Annotated in this window: 17 protein-coding genes and 1 pseudogene; 15 read left to right on the forward strand and 3 right to left on the reverse strand. The window is 70.3% G+C overall.

Annotation, left to right across the window (positions count from 1 at the left end; all coding sequences use genetic code 11):
• Positions 1 to 16: 16 nt before the first annotated feature.
• Positions 17 to 460, forward strand: a pseudogene (nrdR, locus tag QOL15_RS06730) (transcriptional regulator NrdR); the annotation flags it as partial.
• Between the two features lie 137 nt (positions 461 to 597).
• Entirely contained in the window at positions 598 to 1,674 is a 1,077-nt protein-coding gene (locus QOL15_RS06735; RefSeq protein ID WP_065960885.1) for a quinone-dependent dihydroorotate dehydrogenase, read from the forward strand.
• Positions 1,675 to 2,580: 906 nt separating this feature from the next.
• Here QOL15_RS06735 and QOL15_RS06740 read toward each other — a convergent pair.
• Positions 2,581 to 3,156, reverse strand: a complete 576-nt coding sequence (locus QOL15_RS06740; protein WP_071247371.1) for a DUF3043 domain-containing protein — start codon at positions 3,154 to 3,156, stop codon at positions 2,581 to 2,583.
• A 52-nt stretch (positions 3,157 to 3,208) separates the two neighbouring features.
• Between QOL15_RS06740 and QOL15_RS06745 the strand changes: the two genes are divergently transcribed.
• From QOL15_RS06745 to QOL15_RS06770, 6 genes are all read left to right on the forward strand, one after another.
• Positions 3,209 to 4,753, forward strand: a complete 1,545-nt coding sequence (locus QOL15_RS06745; protein WP_139197483.1) for a dipeptidase — start codon at positions 3,209 to 3,211, stop codon at positions 4,751 to 4,753.
• A 228-nt stretch (positions 4,754 to 4,981) separates the two neighbouring features.
• On the forward strand, positions 4,982 to 5,356 hold the full coding sequence (locus QOL15_RS06750; protein WP_065960895.1) for an iron-sulfur cluster assembly accessory protein: 375 nt from the start codon (positions 4,982 to 4,984) through the stop codon (positions 5,354 to 5,356).
• A 326-nt stretch (positions 5,357 to 5,682) separates the two neighbouring features.
• Entirely contained in the window at positions 5,683 to 6,585 is a 903-nt protein-coding gene (coxB, locus tag QOL15_RS06755) for a cytochrome c oxidase subunit II (RefSeq protein WP_065960903.1), read from the forward strand.
• Positions 6,586 to 6,596: 11 nt separating this feature from the next.
• Positions 6,597 to 8,333, forward strand: coding sequence for a cytochrome c oxidase subunit I (ctaD, locus tag QOL15_RS06760; RefSeq protein ID WP_065960904.1), 1,737 nt, complete (start codon positions 6,597 to 6,599; stop codon positions 8,331 to 8,333).
• A 4-nt stretch (positions 8,334 to 8,337) separates the two neighbouring features.
• Positions 8,338 to 8,754, forward strand: coding sequence for a cytochrome c oxidase subunit 4 (locus tag QOL15_RS06765; protein ID WP_065960907.1), 417 nt, complete (start codon positions 8,338 to 8,340; stop codon positions 8,752 to 8,754).
• Positions 8,755 to 8,970: 216 nt separating this feature from the next.
• Positions 8,971 to 10,344: a glucose-6-phosphate dehydrogenase gene (locus QOL15_RS06770; protein ID WP_065960909.1), complete on the forward strand. Its 1,374-nt coding sequence runs from the start codon at positions 8,971 to 8,973 to the stop codon at positions 10,342 to 10,344.
• A 69-nt stretch (positions 10,345 to 10,413) separates the two neighbouring features.
• On the opposite strand, the gene QOL15_RS06775 is transcribed toward QOL15_RS06770, so the two are convergent.
• On the reverse strand, positions 10,414 to 12,303 hold the full coding sequence (locus QOL15_RS06775) for a glycoside hydrolase family 15 protein (protein WP_083393987.1): 1,890 nt from the start codon (positions 12,301 to 12,303) through the stop codon (positions 10,414 to 10,416).
• A 175-nt stretch (positions 12,304 to 12,478) separates the two neighbouring features.
• The gene (locus tag QOL15_RS06780) at positions 12,479 to 13,543 is read right to left on the reverse strand and encodes an App1 family protein (RefSeq protein WP_065960911.1); all 1,065 of its coding nucleotides are present in this window, start codon (positions 13,541 to 13,543) and stop codon (positions 12,479 to 12,481) included.
• Between the two features lie 190 nt (positions 13,544 to 13,733).
• Here QOL15_RS06780 and QOL15_RS06785 point away from each other — a divergent pair, with 190 nt between their 5' ends.
• From QOL15_RS06785 to cydB, 7 genes are all read left to right on the forward strand, one after another.
• Positions 13,734 to 14,381: a TetR/AcrR family transcriptional regulator gene (locus QOL15_RS06785; protein WP_071247370.1), complete on the forward strand. Its 648-nt coding sequence runs from the start codon at positions 13,734 to 13,736 to the stop codon at positions 14,379 to 14,381.
• Positions 14,382 to 14,658: 277 nt separating this feature from the next.
• Positions 14,659 to 15,573, forward strand: coding sequence for an ABC transporter ATP-binding protein (locus QOL15_RS06790; RefSeq protein WP_065960916.1), 915 nt, complete (start codon positions 14,659 to 14,661; stop codon positions 15,571 to 15,573).
• Positions 15,570 to 16,295, forward strand: coding sequence for an ABC transporter permease (locus tag QOL15_RS06795; protein WP_071247369.1), 726 nt, complete (start codon positions 15,570 to 15,572; stop codon positions 16,293 to 16,295). Before QOL15_RS06790 ends, QOL15_RS06795 begins: the two co-directional genes overlap by 4 nt.
• Positions 16,292 to 17,032 (forward strand): ABC transporter permease, encoded by a 741-nt coding sequence (locus tag QOL15_RS06800; protein ID WP_065960921.1) that lies wholly within the window; start codon positions 16,292 to 16,294, stop codon positions 17,030 to 17,032. Before QOL15_RS06795 ends, QOL15_RS06800 begins: the two co-directional genes overlap by 4 nt.
• The gene (locus QOL15_RS06805; RefSeq protein ID WP_065960922.1) at positions 17,029 to 17,964 is read left to right on the forward strand and encodes an ABC transporter substrate-binding protein; all 936 of its coding nucleotides are present in this window, start codon (positions 17,029 to 17,031) and stop codon (positions 17,962 to 17,964) included. The genes QOL15_RS06800 and QOL15_RS06805 overlap by 4 nt, the downstream gene beginning before the upstream one ends.
• Before the next feature lie 274 nt (positions 17,965 to 18,238).
• On the forward strand, positions 18,239 to 19,651 hold the full coding sequence (locus tag QOL15_RS06810) for a cytochrome ubiquinol oxidase subunit I (protein WP_071247368.1): 1,413 nt from the start codon (positions 18,239 to 18,241) through the stop codon (positions 19,649 to 19,651).
• A 19-nt stretch (positions 19,652 to 19,670) separates the two neighbouring features.
• Positions 19,671 to 20,675, forward strand: a complete 1,005-nt coding sequence (cydB, locus tag QOL15_RS06815; protein WP_065960925.1) for a cytochrome d ubiquinol oxidase subunit II — start codon at positions 19,671 to 19,673, stop codon at positions 20,673 to 20,675.
• The last annotated feature ends 6 nt before the right edge of the window (positions 20,676 to 20,681 follow it).

The raw sequence follows: 20,681 nt of genomic DNA on the forward strand, positions 1-20,681 counted from the left end.
GTAGCCTGGGACGGCCATGTTCTGCCCCTTCTGCCGCCACCCGGACTCCCGCGTCGTCGACTCCCGCACCAGTGACGACGGGACCTCGATCCGTCGCCGTCGTCAGTGCCCGAACTGCGGACGGCGGTTCTCGACGACCGAGACCGCCTCGCTGAACGTCGTGAAGCGCAACGGCGTCACCGAGCCGTTCAGCCGCGACAAGATCGTCTCCGGTGTGCGCAAGGCGTGCCAGGGCCGGCCGGTGACCGACGGCGACCTCGCCGTGCTGGCCCAGCGGGTCGAGGAGACGGTCCGTTCCTCGGGGTCGAGCCAGATCGACGCGAACGACATCGGCCTGGCGATCCTGGCGCCGCTGCGCGAGCTCGACGAGGTGGCGTTCCTGCGCTTCGCGAGCGTGTACCAGGCGTTCGAGTCGCTCGAGGACTTCGAGGACGCCATCGGTCAGCTGCGGATCGACCACCGGGACGCTGCGCAGGCAGCCGGGACGGTCACGGCCGGGGCTGGCGCCTCGGGGTCGGGTACCGCCGGTTCGGGCTCCTCGGGGTCGGGCTCCTCCGGTTCTGGCTCTTCCGGTTCCGGCGCCTCGGGCTCGGGCGCATGAGCGGCGTCGCCGAGCGGCTCGTCCGCGCCGGGTACGCGGTCGTGTTCCGGTCGGTGTTCGCGAACATGGACCCGGAGCGGGCGCACCACATCGCCTTCGCCGTGATCCGCGCGCTCCCGAAGGTCCCGGTCCTCGGCGGCGCGGTCGAGCGGTACTCCCGCCCGGCCGCCGAGGACGGCGTCACGACCATGGGCATCCACTTCCCCTCGCGCTTCGGCCTGGCCGCCGGGTTCGACAAGGACGCGCGCGGCATCGCGGGGCTCGGGCTCCTCGGCTTCGGACACGTCGAGGTCGGGACGATCACCGCGAAGCCGCAGCCGGGCAACGAACGTCCGCGTCTGTTCCGCCTCATCGCCGACCGGGCACTGATCAACCGCATGGGCTTCAACAACCACGGTGCCGCCCGAGCCGCACGCCGCCTGGAACGTGCGCGCCGCAACCCGGGTCGCCCGGTGATCGGCGTCAACATCGGCAAGAGCCGGGTCGTCGCGGTCGAGGACGCCGTCGACGACTACCTCGAGTCCACGCGGCTGCTCGCGCCGTTCGCCGACTACCTGGCGGTCAACGTCAGTTCGCCGAACACGCCCGGACTCCGCGGACTGCAGGAGCTGGACCAGCTGCGTCCGCTGCTGTCGGCCGTGCGGGACGCCGCCGGACGGACGCCCGTGCTCGTGAAGATCGCCCCGGACCTGACCGACGAGCAGATCGACGCGATCGCCGGGCTCGCGGTCGACCTCGGGCTGTCCGGGATCATCGCGAACAACACGACGATCGCGCGGACCGGACTGCGGACCCCGGCCGCCGAGGTCGAGGCGATGGGCGCAGGCGGACTCTCCGGTGCGCCGGTCGCGGAGCGGTCCCTCGAGGTCCTGCGCCGCGTCCGTGCTGCCGTGCCCGACGACTTCTGCGTCGTGGCCGTCGGGGGAGTGACCTCGGAGCAGGACGTCCAGGACCGCATCGACGCGGGTGCGACGCTCGTGCAGGGCTACACCGCGTTCCTCTACGAGGGGCCGACCTGGGCAACGCGGATCAACCGGCTGCGGCGGCGGCGTCTGCGGCGCGCAGCGCGCTGACCTCGCCGGCCGAGCAGTGACGTTGGTGCTGTCGCGCCGGCGTTGACGCGGCGCCTGTTGCGTCGGCGGTCGACGCGGTGCCTGTTGCGTCGGCGGTTGATGCGGCGGTGTCGTGGCGGCGCACAACGGAAGGCACCTCGCGCCGCGGTTCGCCGTGGTGCGACGTGCTTTCCGTTGTGCGGGGGCAGGTCGTGCCTCGGCGACGCCGCGGTACCGCCGCGGCGGCGGCCGCCGGGCCGGTGGGACGCCGGAGGGGAGGCGCGGCTCCCGTTGGCACTGTGCCTCCCGTACCCCCGTCCTCCCGTCCTCCGCCCAACCATGAGCACGTCGCGCCACGCTTCGCCGTGGCGCGACGTGCTTCCGCTTGTGCGAGGGCACGTTGCGCCGCGCCTGGTCTGCGCTTGGCCGCCCGTGGTGCGCGCGCCGGACTGAGGAAGCGTCGGACGGAGGTGTAGCTCCCGCTGGCACCGTGCCTCCCGTCCTCCGCACCACCGCGGGCACGTCGCGCCGCGGTTCGCCGCGGTGCGACGTGCTTTCCCTTGTGCGCGCGCAGGTCGCGCCCCTGTCTGGTCCGCGCTTGGCCGCCCGAGGTGCGCGGGCCGGACTGAGGAAGCGTCGGACGGGAGGCGCGGCTCCCGCTGGCACCGTGCCTCCCGTCCGGCGGGCGGGCGCCCCGGACGGCGCGCACGGATGCTGACGCCGAGTGGGCTGTTCCTGTCGTTCCGGGCGCGCGAGCGTGACGGATCGTGCTCCCTCGGCGCTCCGCACGCGGCGCGTCCTGCCCGCTCGCGACTCCGCGCGAGGCCGCGCCCGCGCCCGCGTGCGGCCCGCGCGCCGCGCCGCCACCAGGAACGACGAAGCGCCACCCGGCGAGCCGGGTGGCGCTTCGAGGGACTGGAGCGGGCCCTACAGCGTCGGGTACTGCCCGCGCCGGACCTGCGGCTTCGGCAGGCGCAGGAAGCGCAGCTGCCACGCCCGGGTCAGGATGTAGAGGAAGGTCCCGCGCTGCGTGCTCCCGAACTTCGCGGAGAGCTTCTTGCGGAGCGACAACCAGAGGATCACGCAGTCGAGCACGAACAGCGCGACGAACGCCCACACCATGAGCAGCGAGTACGAGGCCAGGGGAGTCTGCGCGGCGGCGAACCCGACGACCAGGAACAGGACGAGGACGGGCATCATGACCTCGCCCACGTTCCAGCGGGCGTCGATCCAGTCGCGCACGAACCGGCGCTGCTCGCCCTTGTCCTTGGCCGGGAGGTAGCGTTCCTCGCCGTTCGCCATGCCCACGCGGGCCTTCTCGCGCTCCGTGGTCAGACGGGCGCGAGCGGCCTTCTTGTCCTGCGGGCTGTTGCCCACGAGCGGACGGCGGTTGGCGGCCTCGCGCTCGCGACGCGACGGCGTCGGACGACCCTTGCCCTGCTCGAGGAGTTCTTCCTCGGAGGGGTTCACGGTCGTGTTGGTCTTGGGGGCTGCCTTCGCCACGGTGCGTTCCTGACTGCGGTTGCGTGCTGGATCGTCCTCTAGATTACGGGACATGACCGACACCGACCAGCACAGCCCCGCGACCGACCCCGCGCTCCTCGACGCCCTGCGCGAACACGTGCAGGGCGCGCTGCCGACGACGATCGCGGACCTGTCCGCCCTGGTCCGGTTGCCGTCGGTGTCGTGGTCGGCCTTCGACCCGGCGAACGTGCAGGCCAGTGCCGAGGCCGTCGCCGACCTCGCGCGGTCGACCGGTGTCTTCGCCGACGACGCCGTGCGCATCGTCCGGTCCGCGGTCGAGGGTGACACCCCGACCACCGACGCCCCGACCACCGACGCCCCGGCCGCCGGCACCGCGGTCAGCGACACCCCGTCCGGCGACGCCGCGGCCACGGACGCCGCGCCCTCCGACACCGCGGCCGCCGCCGGGGTCGAGCTCGGCCAGCCCGCCGTCCTCGCGGTCCGCCCGGCGCGCAACGGCAAGCCGACGGTGATGCTCTACGCCCACCACGACGTGCAGCCCCAGGGCGACGACGCGCTGTGGGAGACCCCGCCCTTCGAGCCGACGCTCCGCGGCGACCGCCTGTACGGCCGCGGTGCCTCGGACGACAAGGCGGGCGTGATGACGCACATCGCCTCGCTCCGCGCCCTGCACGCCCAGTTCGGCGACGACCTCGACCTCGGTGTCGTGCTCTTCGTCGAGGGTGAGGAGGAGTTCGGCTCCCGCTCGTTCCGCACGTTCCTGCGTGAGCAGAAGGAGCACCTCGCCGCCGACGTCATCGTCGTCGCGGACAGCGACAACTGGTCGGTCGACGTCCCGTCCATCACGGTCTCGCTCCGCGGCAACGTCACGTTCAAGGCGACGCTGACGACCCTCGAGCACGCCAGCCACAGCGGCATGTTCGGCGGCGCGGCACCGGACGCGATGATCCCGATGGCCCGCCTGCTCGCGTCGCTCCACGACGACGACGGGTCGGTGGCCGTCGAGGGCCTCACCGCGTACGAGGCCGACGTCCCCGAGCGCTCCGAGGCCGAGCTCGCGACCGACGCCGCGCTGCTGCCCGGGGTCCGGCCGGTCGGCACCGGCCCGGTGCTGTCGCGCATGTGGTTCCAGCCGTCGCTGACGGTGACCGGCATGGACGTCCCGAGCGTCGCGAACGCCTCGAACACGCTGCTGCCCTCGGTCGCGGCCCGCATCTCGGTGCGCGTCGCGCCCGGGCAGTCGGCCACCGACGCGTACGCCGCCGTCGAGCGGCACCTGCGTGCGAACGTGCCGTTCGGTGCGCAGCTCGAGATCACCGAGGTCGACACCGGCGACGGTTTCCTGGTCGACACCGCCGGCTGGGCCGTCCAGGAGGCGCGCACCGCCATGCACGAGGGCTGGGGTGCCCCCGCCGTCGAGCAGGGCATCGGCGGCTCCATCCCGTTCGTCTCCGACCTGGCCGCCGAGTTCCCCGAGGCGCAGATCCTCGTCACGGGCGTCGAGGACCCCGACACCCGCGCACACAGCCCGAACGAGTCGCAGCACCTCGGCGTGCTGCACCGTGCGATCGCCGCCGAGGCGATCCTGCTCGCGCGGCTCGCGACGCGCGCCTGACGGCGAGACCCGGACGGGAGGCGCGGTGCCGGTCGGCACCGCGCCTCCCGTCGCGTCGACGGTCCCCTGGGGCGAGCGCGGTCGCCTGCTGTGAGCGCGGTCGCCCACAGCGCGCGCGGTCACCCGTGGAGCGCGGTCTCCTGTGGAGCACCGCCCACTCCGTCGGCGGCAGTGCTTACAATCAACGACAGGCGCGGTGATCGACACCGCCCGGAGGGAGACGCGCGGATGAGCGACACCATCACCGACAACGCACCGTCGACGGACGCCCGTACCCACGGCGTCGCACTGAGCGACACCGCGGCGGCGAAGGTGGCGAGCCTGCTCGAACAGGAGGGCCGCGACGACCTGCGCCTGCGCCTGGCGGTCCAGCCCGGCGGATGCTCCGGCCTCATCTACCAGCTCTACTTCGACGAGCGTCTGATGGACGGCGACGCCACGGCCGAGTTCGGCAGCGGCGTCGAGGTCGTCGTCGACAAGATGAGCGTCCCGTACCTGGACGGCGCGACGATCGACTTCGAGGACACGATCCAGAAGCAGGGCTTCACGATCGACAACCCGAACGCGCAGGGCAGCTGCGCCTGCGGCGACAGCTTCCACTAGGAGCGAGCGCTCCGCCACGGGGGAGCGCACGGCGTCCGTTGCACGGACCCGACCGACACGCGAGCGGGGAGCGGCCGATCTGGCCGCTCCCCGCTCGTCGTCCGTCCGACTCCTCGTCGTCGGCGGACCCGCACGACCGGGGGAAAGGCTCGTCCTCCGCCCCGCTCGAGGGCGGGAACCGACGCGTGGACCGACCCGAACCGGGGGTCGTGTGCGCGAGTGTCGGTGAGCTGCGAGTAAGCTAGGAGTGTTCCAACCAAGCTGGGAGCCAGCAATGTGCGGCCTTCGTGCCGCCGGCTCCCTGCCACGTCTTCCGAGAGGTAACAGTGCGTTCGAATCGCCGTATACGTTGGGCGGCCGTCCCGGTGGCCGTCGGTCTGGTCATCGCACTGGCTGGCTGCACGCAGCAGCAGATGAACGGATGGCTCCCCGGCACGGAGCAGACGAAGGACGTCACGAACCACACGAGCCGCATCGTCGGCCTGTGGACCACCAGCTGGATCGTCCTCCTCGCGGTGGGTCTCATCGTCTGGGGCCTCATCATCTGGGCCGCGATCGTCTACCGCCGCCGCAAGGGCCAGACCGGCCTCCCGGTGCAGATGCGGTACAACATGCCGCTCGAGATCTTCTACACGATCGTGCCGCTCATCCTGGTGCTGGGCTTCTTCGCCTTCACCGCCAAGGACCAGTCGGCCATCGAGAAGCCCTTCGAGAACCCGGACGCCACCGTGCACGTGTACGGCAAGCGCTGGGCGTGGGACTTCAACTACATCGACCAGTCCAACCCCGAGGACAGCGTCTACTACCAGGGCATCCAGGCGCAGGAAGAAGAGAACGGCAAGGGCGCGATCGACGAGTCGCAGCTGCCGACGCTCTACCTGCCGGTCGACAAGAAGGTCAAGATCGAGCTGTCGTCCCGCGACGTCGACCACTCCTTCTGGGTCATCGACTTCCTCTACAAGAAGGACATGCTCCCGGGCAAGACGAACTACGAGTACTTCGTCCCGCAGAAGATCGGCACGTACCAGGGCAAGTGCGCCGAGCTCTGCGGTGAGTACCACTCGCTGATGCTCTTCCAGGTCAAGGTCGTGTCGGACTCCGACTACAAGGCCTACCTCGAGACGCTCCGCGACCAGGGCAAGGTCGGTCTGCTCGGCAACGAGTACGACACCAACACGAACGAACCGAACAACCAGGCGCCGGCAGAGGCGTCCAGCGCGAAGAAGTAGGGGCTCGTCAGATGACAACGTCACTCGTCGGCCAGCCGACCAGGCCCTCGACGCCGGACTTCCAGGCGTCGAAGGTCGGTCGGAAGGGCAACATCATCGTCCGGTGGATCACCTCCACCGACCACAAGACCATCGGGTACATGTACCTGATCGCCTCGTTCGTCTTCTTCCTGCTCGCAGGTGTGATGGCGCTCGTGATCCGAGCACAGCTCTTCGAGCCCGGCCTGCAGGTCGTCGCCACGAAGGAGCAGTACAACCAGCTGTTCACCATGCACGGCACGATCATGCTGCTGATGTTCGCGACGCCGCTGTTCTCGGGCTTCGCGAACGCGATCATGCCGCTGCAGATCGGTGCTCCGGACGTCGCGTTCCCGCGTCTGAACGGGTTCGCCTTCTGGCTCTACCTGTTCGGCTCGCTGATCGCCGTCGGTGGCTTCCTCACCCCGCAGGGTGCCGCGTCCTTCGGCTGGTTCGCCTACGCGCCACTGAGTGACACGACGTTCACGCCGGGTCTCGGTGGGACGCTCTGGGTCTTCGGCCTGGGCATGACCGGCTTCTCGACGATCCTCGGCGCGGTGAACTTCATCACGACGATCATCACGATGCGTGCCCCCGGCATGACGATGTTCCGCATGTCGATCTTCACGTGGAACACCCTCGTGACGTCGCTGCTCGTGCTGATGGCCTTCCCGGTCCTCGCCGCGGCGCTGTTCGGCCTCGGCCTCGACCGTGTGTTCGACGCGCAGATCTACAACCCGGCCAACGGCGGTGCCCTGCTCTGGCAGCACCTGTTCTGGTTCTTCGGGCACCCCGAGGTCTACATCATCGCGCTGCCGTTCTTCGGCATCGTCTCCGAGGTCTTCCCGGTCTTCAGCCGCAAGCCGATCTTCGGGTACAAGACCCTCGTCTACGCGACCATCTCCATCGCGGCCCTCTCGGTCACGGTGTGGGCGCACCACATGTACGTCACCGGTGGCGTCCTGCTCCCGTGGTTCTCGCTCATGACGATGCTCATCGCGGTCCCGACCGGCGTGAAGATCTTCAACTGGGTCGGCACCATGTGGCGCGGTTCGGTCACGTTCGAGACGCCGCTGCTCTGGGCCCTCGGCTTCCTCATCACCTTCACGTTCGGTGGTCTCACCGGTGTGATCCTGGCGTCGCCGCCGCTCGACTTCCACGTGTCCGACTCGTACTTCGTCGTCGCGCACTTCCACTACGTGGTCTTCGGCACCGTCGTGTTCGCGATGTTCTCCGGGTTCTACTTCTGGTGGCCGAAGTGGACCGGCAAGATGCTCAACGAGCGTCTCGGCAAGATCCACTTCTGGCTGCTGTTCATCGGCTTCCACACCACGTTCCTCATCCAGCACTGGCTGGGCGTCATCGGCATGCCGCGTCGCTACGCGACCTACCTGCCGAACGACGGCTTCACCTGGATGAACCAGCTGTCGACGATCGGCTCGATGATCCTCGCGATCTCGTTCCTGCCGTTCATCTTCAACGTCTACGTGACCGCTCGGAACGCTCCGAAGGTCGCGGTGAACGACCCCTGGGGCTACGGCCGCTCGCTCGAGTGGGCGACCAGCTGCCCGCCGCCCCGCCACAACTTCACGTCGATCCCGCGGATCCGTTCCGAGTCCCCGGCCTTCGACCTGAACCACCCGGAAGCGGGTGTGCCGATCGGTGTGGGTCCTGCGAAGGACGCACCGGACGCTCCGACCTACGACGCCGCGAAGGGCGAGGTGAAGTAAGCCGATGCGCGCCAACACCAACCTGTTCTGGATCCTCTTCGGGTTCTTCATCCTCGCGGACGCCGCGTACACGATCTGGGCACTGATCTACTACGGTCGCCCGGAGTGGGTCGGCACCGTCGCGATCGGCCTCACCGGGATCATGTCCGCGTTCATCGCGTTCTACCTCGGCAAGGTCATGTCCTCGCAGGGCGGCGTGCTGCCCGAGGACCGTCCGGACGCCAACATCGAGGACGGCGACGCCGAGCTCGGGCACTTCAGCCCGTGGTCGTGGTGGCCGATCCTGCTCGCCGGTTCCACTGCCTTGTGCTTCCTCGGTCTCGCGGCCGGTCTGTGGATCGTCCCGATCGGGCTCGCCATGGTCACCGTGACCCTCGTGGGCTGGGTCTACGAGTACTACCGCGGCAACTTCGGACACTGATCTCCACGCTGCAGCGCACCTGACACCCTCGGGCGGCACCTCATCCGGTGCCGCCCGACGTGTGTCCGGAGCAGGTCGAGCACCCCTCATCGTCCCGGCACCCGTACCCCACCCCGACCGAACACTCGGTCCGGACCGGGTATCCCGGGAATCAACCGGCCCGCACGCGGCTTGAGCCCGAGCGGACCCTCCCACCAGCGAAAGGAGTCACCTCCGGTGACCGACAAGCGCACCCTCATCATCTTCGGCGCGACGGGCGACCTCGCCTCCCGCCTGCTGCTGCCGGGCCTCGGCACGTTCCTGCAGAGCGGTCGAGCGGTTCCCGTCCAGCTGATCGGCACCGGCCGCAGCGCCCGCAGCGAGGAGCAGTGGAAGGACGTCGTCACGAAGTCCTTCGCCTCGCAGGACGTGCACGGCGCCGAGGTCGACGCGACCCTCGAGTCGACCCGCTTCATCCAGGGCGACCCCACCGACCCCGAGCACCTCAAGGCGCTCCTCGACGCCGCGGAGTCGGAGCCGATCCTCTACTTCGCGCTCCCGCCGCAGATCGCGTCCGACATCTGCGAGGCCCTGCAGCAGGTGGAGCTCCCCGAGGGCACCACCCTCGCGTTCGAGAAGCCGTTCGGCACCGACGTCGCCAGCGCCCGGGCCCTCAACGAGACGGTCCTCAAGCTCGTCCCCGAGGAGCGCGTGCACCGCACCGACCACTTCCTCGGTCGCACGACGGTCCTCAACATCATCGGTCTGCGTTTCGCGAACCGACTGTTCGAGCCGATCTGGAACGCGGACAACATCGAGAAGGTCGACGTCTTCTACGACGAGACCCTCGGCCTCGAGAACCGCGCGCAGTACTACGACGAGGCCGGTGCGATGGTCGACATGATCCAGTCGCACCTGCTGCAGATCCTCGGGCTCGTGACGATGGACGCCCCCGCGGCCATCGACTCGGTCGAGTTCCGCTCCTCGCTCGCCCGCGTGCTGCGCTCGACGCGCCTCAAGGGTGACGACGCGACGATCGCGTCCCGTCGTGCCGTCTACACGGCCGGCACGATCGACGGCAAGGAACTGCCGTCGTACCAGGACGAGGACGGCGTCGACAAGTCGCGCGAGACCGAGACCCTGGCCGAGATCGAGGTCGAGGTGGACACCGCGCGTTGGAAGGGCGTGCCGTTCACCCTCCGTTCCGGCAAGGCGCTCGGCGCCAGCCGCAAGGAGGTCCTCATCACCTTCAAGCCGGTGCCGCGTCTGCCCTCGGGCCTGTCCGGTCGCCCGAAGGCCGACACGCTCCGCATCGTCCTCAACCCGGACGAGATCGAGCTGTCGGTGTCGGCCAACGGCGGCGGCAACCCGTTCGAGATGGGCCAGGTCACCCTGTCGTCCTCGTTCGACGACGGTGAGCTGACGCCCTACGGCGAGGTCCTCAACGGCATCTTCCACGACGACCCGCTGCTCTCGATCCGCGGCGACGTGGCCGAGCGCTGCTGGGAGATCGTCGAGCCCGTCGTCGCCGCCTGGAAGGCCGGCGACGTCCCGCTCGAGGAGTACCGCGCCGGTTCGCGCGGTCCGGCCGAGTGGGTCTCGTCGTCCTGACGGACGTCACCCCCTGACGGACGGGAGGCGCGGTGCCGGCTGGCACCGCGCCTCCCGTCCGTCACGGGGTCAGGACGGTGAGCCGGCGCGCGTCCCCTCGCCGGTCCAGGACCGCGTGCCGCCGTCGTGGACGGCGAGGCGCGTGCGGTGGCCGGAGGCCTCGCCGCGTGCGCGGGCGATCGCGTCGGCCGCGGACACGAGGGTCAGGTGCGACAGCACCTGCGGGGTGTTGCCGATCTGGTGTCCGGTGGCGACGTCGACCTCCTCGGACAGCATGCCGACGTCGTTCGCGTAGCCGACGAGCACGTCCATGAGGCGTTCGGCGTCGTCGACGCGACCCGATGCGGCGTACTGCTCCACGAGCCAGAACGAGCACGCCAGGAAGGGGTGCTCGCTGCCGGACAGCCCGTCGAAGCCGGCGCTCGTGCGGTAGCGCAGCACGAGTCCGTCGTCGCCGACGCGGAGGTCCTGTTCGATCGCCGCCACGGTGCCGGTCATGCGGGGGTCGTCGGCCCGGCAGTACCCGACCTGCGGGAGGACGAGCAGGCTCGCGTCGACCTCGTCGGTGTCGTAGTGCTGGCGGTAGGCGCCGCGCTCCGCGTTCCAGCCGTGCTCCTCGATCTCGGCGCGGACCTGGTCGCGCAGGGTGCGCCAGCGGTCGACGGGGCCCTCGAGCCCGAACTCCTCGACGGCGGCGACGCCCCGGTCGAACGCGGCCCAGATCATCGCGCGCGAGTGGGTGAAGTGCCGGCGGGGTCCGCGCATCTCCCAGATGCCGTTGTCCGGTTCCTGCCAGTGGTCCTCGACGTAGCCGAGCAGCGCGCGCTGGAGGGCCCAGGAGTCGGCGTTCTCCTCGACGCCGAGCTCGCGGGCGTCGTGGAGCGCTGCGAGCACCTCGCCGAAGACGTCCCCCTGGTACTGCGTCGACGCGCCGTTGCCGACCCGGACCGGCGTGGAGCCGAGGTAGCCGGGCAGCTCGTCGAGCGTCCGCTCCGGCAGTTCGCGCTCCCCGGCCACCCCGTACATGATCTGCACGTCGGCGGGGTCGCCGGCGATCGCGCGGAGCAGCCAGCCGCGCCAGTGCGTCGCTTCGTCGCGGTAGCCGTGCGCGATGAGGGACGCGAGAGCGAGCGAGGCGTCGCGGAGCCAGACGTAGCGGTAGTCCCAGTTGCGTTCGCCGCCGGGGTCCTCCGGCAGGCTCGTGGTCGCCGCGGCGACGACCCCGCCCGTCTCGCCGTGGGTCATCGCGCGCAGCAGGAGGAGCGACCGGCGCGACGCCTCCGCGTACGGGCCCTCGGTGTGCGCGGTCGCCGACCAGTCCCGCCACCACCGGGTGGTGTGCGCGAGGGCCGCGTCCACGTCGAGCGGCTCCGGCGGCTCGCGGTGCGACGGGCACCAGGTGAGCACGGTGTCGACGACGTCCCCGTCGTGGACGGTCGTCGTCGCGGTGTGGCGGTGGTCCTCCGCGTGGAAGCGCACGCCGCGGACGACGACCGATCCCGGACCGGCGGTGGCGAGCAGCGACGGGTCGTCGTCGTCGCCGATCTGCCGGACCCAGGGGAGCGCACGGGCGTAGTCGAACCGGATGCGCAGGGTCTGCTGGACTTCGACGGACCCCTGCAGGCCCCGGACCCGTCGGACGATCGCCGCCCGGTGCGCGCCGACCGGCATGAAGTCGGTGACCTCGACGACGCCGGTGTCGGTCGTCCACACCGTCGACAGGACGAGCGTGTCCGGCAGGTGCCGTCGGACGGCGGTGGCGCCGGGGGCGGCCGGGCGGAGCGTCCAGTGGCCGTGGTCCTCGTCGCCGAGGAGCGACGCGAAGGTCGACGGGCTGTCGAACCGCGGCAGGCACGCCCAGTCGATCGTGCCGTCGCGGCCGACCAGCGCGGCCGTGCCCGTGTCGCCGATCAGGGCGTGGTCCTCGATGCGGTTCGGCGGCGGCGTCGCGTGGCTCATGGTGGCGATCCAACCACCGGTGGCCGTGGACGACGGTCGGGGGACTGAGGGTGTGCTCAGCGCCGTGGGAGCGGTTCGGAGCGGGGACGGGCCAGGGCCGGGCGGCCCGGCTCCGGAGCCGCGCGGCGGCTCGGCACGGTGTGGCTCGGAGCGGTCCCGCTCGGAGCCGTGCTGGTCAGAGCGGTGCGGAGGAGTCCGCCTCGGTGATGCCGACGCGGGAGAGCTCCGACCAGAGGCCGGCGCCGTCGGGGGCGTACACCCACGGCGACGAGGAGTCACGCGTGCGCTCCTGGCCCCGCGACCGACCACCGGCGAGGACGGCCTCGCTGGTGGAGAGCTGCCGGATCGCGACCCCGGCGACGTTCTCCGGGTGCTCCCGCGCGAACTCGCCGTACAGGGCCTCGTCGTGCTGCCCGTCGTCGCCGACGAGCAGCCACTGCACGTCGGGGAAGTCCGCCGCGAGGCGCCGCAGGTTCTCCTGCTTGTGCAGCTGGCCGCTCCGGAAGAACCGGTCGTGGGTGGGGCCCCAGTCGGTCAGCAGCAGGGTGCCGGTCGGGTACATGTTGCGCGTCAGGAAGCGCTGGAGGGTCGGTGCGACGTTCCACGCCCCCGTGGACAGGTAGACCGTCGGGGCGCCCGGGTGCTGGGCGAGCACGCGCTCGTACAGCACGGACATGCCCGGGACGGGGCGGCGGGCGTGCTCGGTGAGGACGAAGGAGTTCCACGCCGCCAGCATCGGGCGGGGGAGCGAGGTCACCATCACGGTGTCGTCGATGTCGGACAGCAGCCCGAAGCGGGTGTCCGGGTCGACGATGAAGACGTCCGCCTCGACGTCACGCATCCCACCGGCCGAAAGGCGCACGGTCTGCCACCCCGGTTCGAGGGTGATCGGCACCTTGACGTCCACGACACCGCCGCGGTCGGACTGCACCACGTGGGTCGTCCCGCCCGCGGTGACCGTGACCTCGGCGTCGTCGACCGCGACGCTCGTGAAGCTCTTCCACCCGCGCACGCCGTAGAACGAGGCGTCGGAGGCCAGGCCGCGGCGGGTGAGCAGCACGCGGCAGAGCACCCGGATCCACCCCGGAGCGCCGTAGCCGGTGTACGGCACGACGGTCGGGACGAGGCCCCGGCGTCGCGCGCGGTGCTCCCGGAACTCCTGGACGGCATCCTCGATGCGGGCCGCACGGTGCAGGATCGGCTCGGCCAGCGACAGCTCGTGGGGCTTCGGGTCGGGCATCTGCCCACTATCCCACGCCGGGCCGTGCGGCGTCGGACCACGCTCGGGAGGGCCGCGCGACCCGGCTCTCCTGTGGTGAGTCGCAGCGACGTTCCAGCCGTGCTCTGCGAGCATTGCCCCGTCACGCAAGACGACAGCGTCCGGAAGGACGCCCACCTGATCGCGCCCACGTGGTGCAAGAGGAGAACACGTGCTCGTCACCGAGGTATCGAACGCACTGCCGGGGGGATCATCACTGCTCAGGAACGAGCCGGTCCAAGCCCGCAGTTCGGCGCGCCTCGCGGGCCTCCTCGACGCCGCTGCGGCGGTGATCGACGAGATCGGCTTCGAGCGCCTGACCACCGCGATGGTCGCCGAACGTGCCGGTGCGTCCATCGGCACGGTCTACCGCTACTTCCCGGACCGCATCGCCGTGGTCGAGGCGCTCGCGATCCGCAGCACGCAGCGGCTGGCCGAACGGTTCCTGACGGCGCTCGACGAGAGCGACGCCGAGACCTGGCAGGACGCCTGCGACGCGCTGATCGACGCCAACGTCGCGATGTACCGCACCGAGCCGGGCTTCCGCGCGATCCGCTTCGGCGACGCCGCGGACACCGGCACCGGAGACCCCGAGGACCGCATGGGCGCGCTGGGGGCGGCCGTCGCACAGGTCCTGCACGACCGGTTCGGCTTCCCGACCGGTGAACGGGTCGAGCGCACCTGGGTCGTGCTCGCCGAGTCCGCGCACGCCGTCATCGCCCGTGCGACCGCGGACCGCAGCAATCCCGACACCGCCCTCATCGACGAGTACCGCACGATGAGCCGCGCACACCTCGAAGCGGTGGTCGCCGCCGCCTGACGGCCACGACCCGCCCGGGTCGTCGATGCCCGTACTCCCACGGAGTGCGGGCATCGTCGCGTCCGCGGCCGTCCGCGGCTGTCCGCGGCTGTCCGCGGCCGTCCGCGGCCGTCCGGCGCCGTCCGCCGCCCGGTCCGGTGCCCGACGGTCGCTGGGTGCGCGTCCAGATCGTCCGTTGTCCGCATGCCGTCATGGATCGTCACCACGGAACACCGCCCGGGGCACACGGGTAGGGTCACTCGGAGTCGGGCTACCTCCGAACCGAAGGGCACCCACCATGATCGAGTTCCGCTCCGTGCGCAAGACGTACCCGGACGGCACCACCGCGGTCGACGACTTCAGCCTCGTCATCCCGTCCCGCACCACGACCGTCTTCGTCGGGTCGAGCGGCTGCGGCAAGACCACCCTGCTCCGCATGATCAACCGCATGGTCGACCCCTCGTCGGGCACCGTGGAGATCGACGGCGAGGACGTCGCGGGCGTCGACCCCGTGCAGCTCCGCCGCCGCATCGGCTACGTGATGCAGAGCGCCGGTCTGCTGCCGCACCGGAAGGTCGTCGACAACATCGCGACCGTGCCCCTGCTCACGGGCGTGTCCAAGGCCGAGGCGCGTGCGCGTGCCCTCGAGCTGATGGACACCGTCGGGCTCGACCGGGCGTTCGCCGACCGGTACCCCTCGCAGCTCTCGGGTGGGCAGCAGCAGCGCGTCGGCGTGGCACGAGGCCTCGCGGTGGACCCGAACGTCCTGCTCATGGACGAGCCGTTCGGCGCCGTGGACCCGCTGGTGCGCAACGACCTGCAGGACGAGCTCATCCGACTGCAGCGCGAGCTCGGCAAGACCGTGGTGTTCGTCACGCACGACATCGACGAGGCGTTCAAGCTCGGCGACCAGGTCGTCATCCTCAAGAAGGGCGGCGAGATCGCGCAGCTCGGCACGCCGGCCGAGATCCTGTCGGAGCCGGCCGACGACTTCGTCGCGAACTTCATCGGCGCCGGACGCGGCCGACGGGCCCTCCGGGTCGAGCAGACGCCCACCGGGCCGATCGTCGTCGACGGGGACGGGCGCGCCGCGGGCGTGCTGACCGGCCCCGTGCAGGTGGTGGACGCTGCGGCATCGGTGCCGCACGCAGCAGAGGCCGGGGCGCGTGACACCGCCGCGGGTGCTCCGGCGCAGGGTGGGAGCGACCGGTGAACTGGGTCACGGGGAACCTCGACACCATCACGTCGAACCTGGTCGCCCACATCTGGTTGTCGGTCCCGCCGATCGTCCTGAGCTTCCTGTTGTCGGTCCCGATCGGGCTGCTCATCAGTCGGCTCCGTCGCCGCCCGAACCGGGCCGCGCGGGCGACCGGATCGGCCTTCGTCGTCGTCACGAGCCTGCTCTACACGATCCCGGCGCTGCCGCTGTTCCTGGTGCTCCCGGCGATCATCGGCACGAGCTACCTCGACCCGGTGAACGTGGTCATCGCGATGACGATCTTCGGCGTCGCGCTGATGGCCCGGTCCGCGGCCGACGCCGTCGACGCCGTCGACGCGGACGTCGTCGGAGCCGCCGAGGCGCTCGGGTACTCCGCGTCGCAGCGGTTCTTCAAGGTGGAGCTGCCGCTCGCCGGGCCGGTCCTGCTCGCGGGCATCCGCGTCGTGTCCGTCTCGACGATCAGCCTCGTGACGGTCGGTGCGCTCATCGGCATCCCGAACCTCGGCTTCCTGCTGACGGACGGCCTGAAGCGCGCCATCAGCGTGGAGATCCTGACCGGCATCGTGCTCACGATCGTCCTGGCCCTGGTCTTCGACGTCCTGCTGGTGGCGCTCGGCCGGTTGCTCATGCCCTGGACACGGGGCAACGGACGCGCGGCGCGTTCCGCCCGTCGTGCCGGCACCGACGGCGTCCGCCGGAGCGAGGTGGCAGCGTGAACCTCTTCGCCCAGGGCATCGCCTGGATCTTCGACCCCGCGAACCACGTCGGACCGGACGCCATCGGTGTCCGGCTCTGGGAGCACGTCTGGATCACGCTGCTCGCGGTCGGCATCGCCGTCGTGATCGCGGTCCCGATCGGTCTGCTCATCGGCCACACCGGCAAGGGCCGCTCGATCGCGGTCGGTGTCTCCGGCGGCATCCGGGCACTCCCGACGCTCGGGCTGCTCACGCTGCTCGCGCTCTGGATCGGGCTCGGCGTCCAGGCTCCGCTCATCGCCCTCGTCGTCCTGGCGATCCCGTCCGTCCTCGCCGGCGCCTACTCCGGCGTGGAGGCCATCGACCGGGTCACGATCGACGCCGCACGCGCCCAGGGCATGACCGCCTGGCAGCTGCTCGTCCGTGTCGAGGTCCCGCTCGCGCTCCCGCTGATCGTCGGGGGCATCCGCGCCGCTGTGCTGCAGGTCGTCGCGACCGCGACCCTCGTGGCCTACATCAACGCCGGAGGGCTGGGCGGCTACGCCTTCTCCGGCATCGCCAACTCGGACTACGCGGAGGTGCTCGGCGGCTCGATCATCGTGATCGCGCTCGCGATCGCCTTCGAGGTCCTCTTCGCCGCGCTCCAGCGGCTCGCCGTCCCCGCGGGTGTCTCCGCCGGGTCCGCGGGCCGGGCGCGTCGGAACACCCGTCGCTCGGCACCACGAGCAGCAACCCCTGTGGAAGGAACCCACCCGTGATCACAGCACCCACCAAGCGGCTCGCCGCGGCCGTCGCCGTCGCCTCCGCCGTCGCCCTCACCCTCGCGGGCTGCTCCTCGAGCGACCCGCTGTCGTCCGGCTCGGGCTCGGGGGACTCGAAGACGATCGTCGTCGGCTCGCAGGCGTACCCCTCGAACGAGATCATCGCCGAGCTGTACGCGCAGGAGCTCGAGCACGAGGGCTTCACCGTCACCAAGAAGCTCAACATCGGTCAGCGCAAGGCGTACTGGCCCGAGATCGAGAAGGGGAGCATCTCGGTGTTCCCCGAGTACAACGGCAACCTGCTGAACTTCCTGCTGCAGGAGGACGGCAAGTCGACCACCACCGAGACGACGACCGACGGCATCAACTCGGCCCTCTCGTCGGCGCTGCCCTCCGGGGTCAAGGCGCTGCCGTCCGCGGACGCGTCGGACGCCGACACGTACACCGTGACGCAGGAGACGGCGGACAAGTACGGCCTGAAGTCGATCGCCGACCTGTCGAAGATCGGCGGGACGATCTCGATCGCCGCCAACCCCGAGTTCGCGACGGCCGCCTACGGCCCGAAGGGACTGAAGGAGAAGTACGGCATCGACGGCACGGTGAACCAGCAGAACGACTCGGGCGGCCCGCTCACGATCAAGGCGATCCAGGACGGCGACGCCCAGGTCGCCGACATCTACTCCGCGAGCGCCTCGATCAAGACCGAGAAGCTCGTGACCCTCGAGGACCCGAAGCACCTCGTTCCCGCGAACAACGTCACGCCCATCGTGTCGAAGGACCTCGACTCGAAGGCCGCCGACGCGATCGAGAAGGTGAACAAGCTGCTCACCACCGACGTGCTGATCGAGCTGAACCGACAGAACTCGGTCGATCAGAAGTCGGCGTCGTCGGTCGCGAAGGCGTTCCTGCAGGACAAGGGCCTGCTGTAACGACCCGGTACGGAAAGAACGACAGGCGTCGGGCTTCGAGCCCGGCGCCTGTCGTCGTTCCAGCACCCGGACAATGCACGCTCGTTCCGCACGCTTGTGCCGATCACGCCCCCTGCACGTTCGTGCAGAGCGCCCCTCTACAACTTGTCGAAGCAGGTGTCCGAGCAGTAGCGTGGAGGTGTCCCAACGGAGTGTGACAGCAGAAGTTCCCCCTTCCACAGGAAGCAACTGACGTGCACGAACAGCGCGCGGCGGCCCGGCAAGGACACGCCGCATGAACGACCTCCTCGATCCCCTCGTCCTGTCGCGGTGGCAGTTCGGTCTCACGACCATCTACCACTTCCTCTTCGTCCCGCTGACGATCGGCATGGCCCTCGTCGTGGCCGTGTTCCAGTCCGCGTGGGTCCGCACCGGCCGGCCGCACTACCTGCAGCTGACGCGGTTCTTCGGACGGATCTTCCTCATCAACTTCGCGATGGGGGTGGTGACCGGCATCGTGCAGGAGTTCCAGTTCGGCATGAACTGGTCGAACTACTCCCGCTTCGTGGGCGACGTGTTCGGCGCCCCGCTCGCGCTCGAGGGCATCCTCGCCTTCTTCTTCGAGGCGGCCTTCATCGGGGTGTGGATCTTCGGCTGGGACCGCCTGCCGAAGGCGCTGCACCTGGCGAGCATCTGGTGCGTCAGCGTGGGCACGATGCTGTCGGCGTACTTCATCCTCGCGGCGAACGCGTTCATGCAGCACCCGGTCGGCTTCGCGATCAACCACGCCAAGGGCCGGGCCGAGCTCACCGACATCTGGGCCGTGCTGACCAACAAGGTCGCCCTCGCGGCCTTCCCGCACACGCTCTTCGGCGCGTTCATGGTGGCCGCGTCGGTCATCGTGGCGGTCGCTGCCTACCACCTGGCGCGGAACCAGCACCTCGAGACGATGCTGCCGGCCCTGAAGTTCGGCATGTGGACCATGCTCGCGTCCGGGGCGCTCACCGTCCTGTCCGGCGACCAGCTCGGCCTGACGATGGTCGACACGCAGCCGATGAAGATGGCCGCGGCCGAGGCGCTCTACAACACCTCGACCGGCAAGGACGCGTCGTTCTCGATCTTCACGCTCGGGACGCCGGACGGGGTGCACGAGCTCTTCTCGATCCGCATCCCGTACCTGCTGTCGTTCCTGTCGACGCACACCTTCACGGGGACCGTCGAGGGCATCAACGACCTGCAGGCGCAGTACTCCACGGTCTACGGCCCGGGCGACTACAAGCCGATCATCTGGGTGACCTACTGGTCCTTCCGCTGGATGATCGCCCTGGGGGTCGGTGCGGTGCTGGTGTCGGTCGTCGGGCTCTGGCTGACCCGCGGCGGTCGGCTGCCCGTCAAGCGCTGGATCTGGCGCGTGGCGACCTGGTCGGTCCCGCTGCCCATGGCCGCGATGATCATGGGCTGGGTCTTCACCGAGATGGGCCGGCAGCCGTGGCTGGTCTTCGGGCTGCTCCGGACGGCGGACGGCGTCTCGCCGAACGTCACCGGGCTCGAGGTCCTCATCTCGCTCGTGGTCTTCACGCTCATCTACGGCGCGCTCGCGGTCGTCGAGTTCCGACTGATCAAGAAGGTCGCGCAGGAGGGCCCAGCCGCCCCGGCGGAGGTCGACGAGGAGACCGGCGAGGTCAAGCACGAAGTGACGGTCTACTAGTGATGGGAACCGTGTAGCCATGGACCTGCCAGTGCTCTGGTTCGCGATCGTCGGCGTGTTCTTCGTCGGGTACTTCGTCCTCGACGGGTTCGACTTCGGCGTCGGGATGTCCCTGCCGTTCCTCGGCCGCGACGACACCGACCGCCGCGTCCTCATCAACACCATCGGCCCGGTGTGGGACCTCAACGAGACATGGGTCATCGTCGCCGGGGCCTGCCTCTTCGCAGCCTTCCCGGAGTGGTACGCCACGATGTTCTCGGGGTTCTACCTGGCGCTGCTGCTCATCCTCGCGGCGCTCATCGCCCGCGGCGTCTCGTTCGAGTACCGCCACCAGGAGAAGCACCTCGCCTGGAAGCGCCGCTTCGACCTCATGATCGTGGTCGGCAGTGCGGTGCCGGCGTTCCTGTGGGGCGTCGCCTTCGGCAACGTCGTCCGCGGCATCCCGATGGATGCCGGGCACAACTACACCGGGACGCTGTTCGACCTGCTGAACCCCTTCGCGCTCCTCGCCGGCCTGGCGACGCTCACGGTGTTCTTCACCCACGGCGTCGTGTTCGTCACGCTGAAGACCGAGGGCGAGATCCGGGAGCGGGCGAAGCGCCTGGCGACGCGTGCGGGCATCGTCACGATCCTCGTCGCGGCGGCGTTCCTGGTCGCGATGGCCGTCGTCCGCGCGACCCCGGCCAGTCTCGTCCTGTCCGTCGTCGCCGCCGTCGCACTCGTCCTCGCGGTGCTCTGCTCCGCGTGGGGCAAGGAAGGACGTGCGTTCGCGCTCATGGCCCTCACGATCGCGGCCGTCGTCCTGGCGATGTTCACGGCGGTCTTCCCCGACGTGATGCCCGCGTCGAACGACCCCGCGAACAGCCTCACGGTCGCGAACGCCAGCAGCGGGACCTACACGCTCACGGTGATGAGCTGGGTCGCACTCGTCTTCCTGCCGCTCGTGCTCGCCTACCAGGCGTGGACGTACTGGGTGTTCCGCAAGCGGGTCTCCCGCACACACGTCGCGCAGGCCGCGCACTAGGACGGA

Source organism: Curtobacterium sp. MCBA15_012, from assembly GCF_001864935.2.
Taxonomy (GTDB): domain Bacteria; phylum Actinomycetota; class Actinomycetes; order Actinomycetales; family Microbacteriaceae; genus Curtobacterium.

What these genes read in the sequence shown, in the direction of transcription:
- cydB (WP_065960925.1), top strand. Translation starts at nt 19,671, where the DNA reads ATGGACCTGCCAGTGCTCTGGTTCGCGATCGTCGGCGTGTTCTTCGTC.
- QOL15_RS06810 (WP_071247368.1), top strand. Translation starts at nt 18,239, where the DNA reads ATGAACGACCTCCTCGATCCCCTCGTCCTGTCGCGGTGGCAGTTCGGT.
- QOL15_RS06750 (WP_065960895.1), top strand. Translation starts at nt 4,982, where the DNA reads ATGAGCGACACCATCACCGACAACGCACCGTCGACGGACGCCCGTACC.
- QOL15_RS06775 (WP_083393987.1), bottom strand. Translation starts at nt 12,303, where the DNA reads ATGAGCCACGCGACGCCGCCGCCGAACCGCATCGAGGACCACGCCCTG.
- QOL15_RS06780 (WP_065960911.1), bottom strand. Translation starts at nt 13,543, where the DNA reads ATGCCCGACCCGAAGCCCCACGAGCTGTCGCTGGCCGAGCCGATCCTG.
- ctaD (WP_065960904.1), top strand. Translation starts at nt 6,597, where the DNA reads ATGACAACGTCACTCGTCGGCCAGCCGACCAGGCCCTCGACGCCGGAC.
- QOL15_RS06790 (WP_065960916.1), top strand. Translation starts at nt 14,659, where the DNA reads ATGATCGAGTTCCGCTCCGTGCGCAAGACGTACCCGGACGGCACCACC.
- QOL15_RS06735 (WP_065960885.1), top strand. Translation starts at nt 598, where the DNA reads ATGAGCGGCGTCGCCGAGCGGCTCGTCCGCGCCGGGTACGCGGTCGTG.
- QOL15_RS06745 (WP_139197483.1), top strand. Translation starts at nt 3,209, where the DNA reads ATGACCGACACCGACCAGCACAGCCCCGCGACCGACCCCGCGCTCCTC.
- QOL15_RS06765 (WP_065960907.1), top strand. Translation starts at nt 8,338, where the DNA reads ATGCGCGCCAACACCAACCTGTTCTGGATCCTCTTCGGGTTCTTCATC.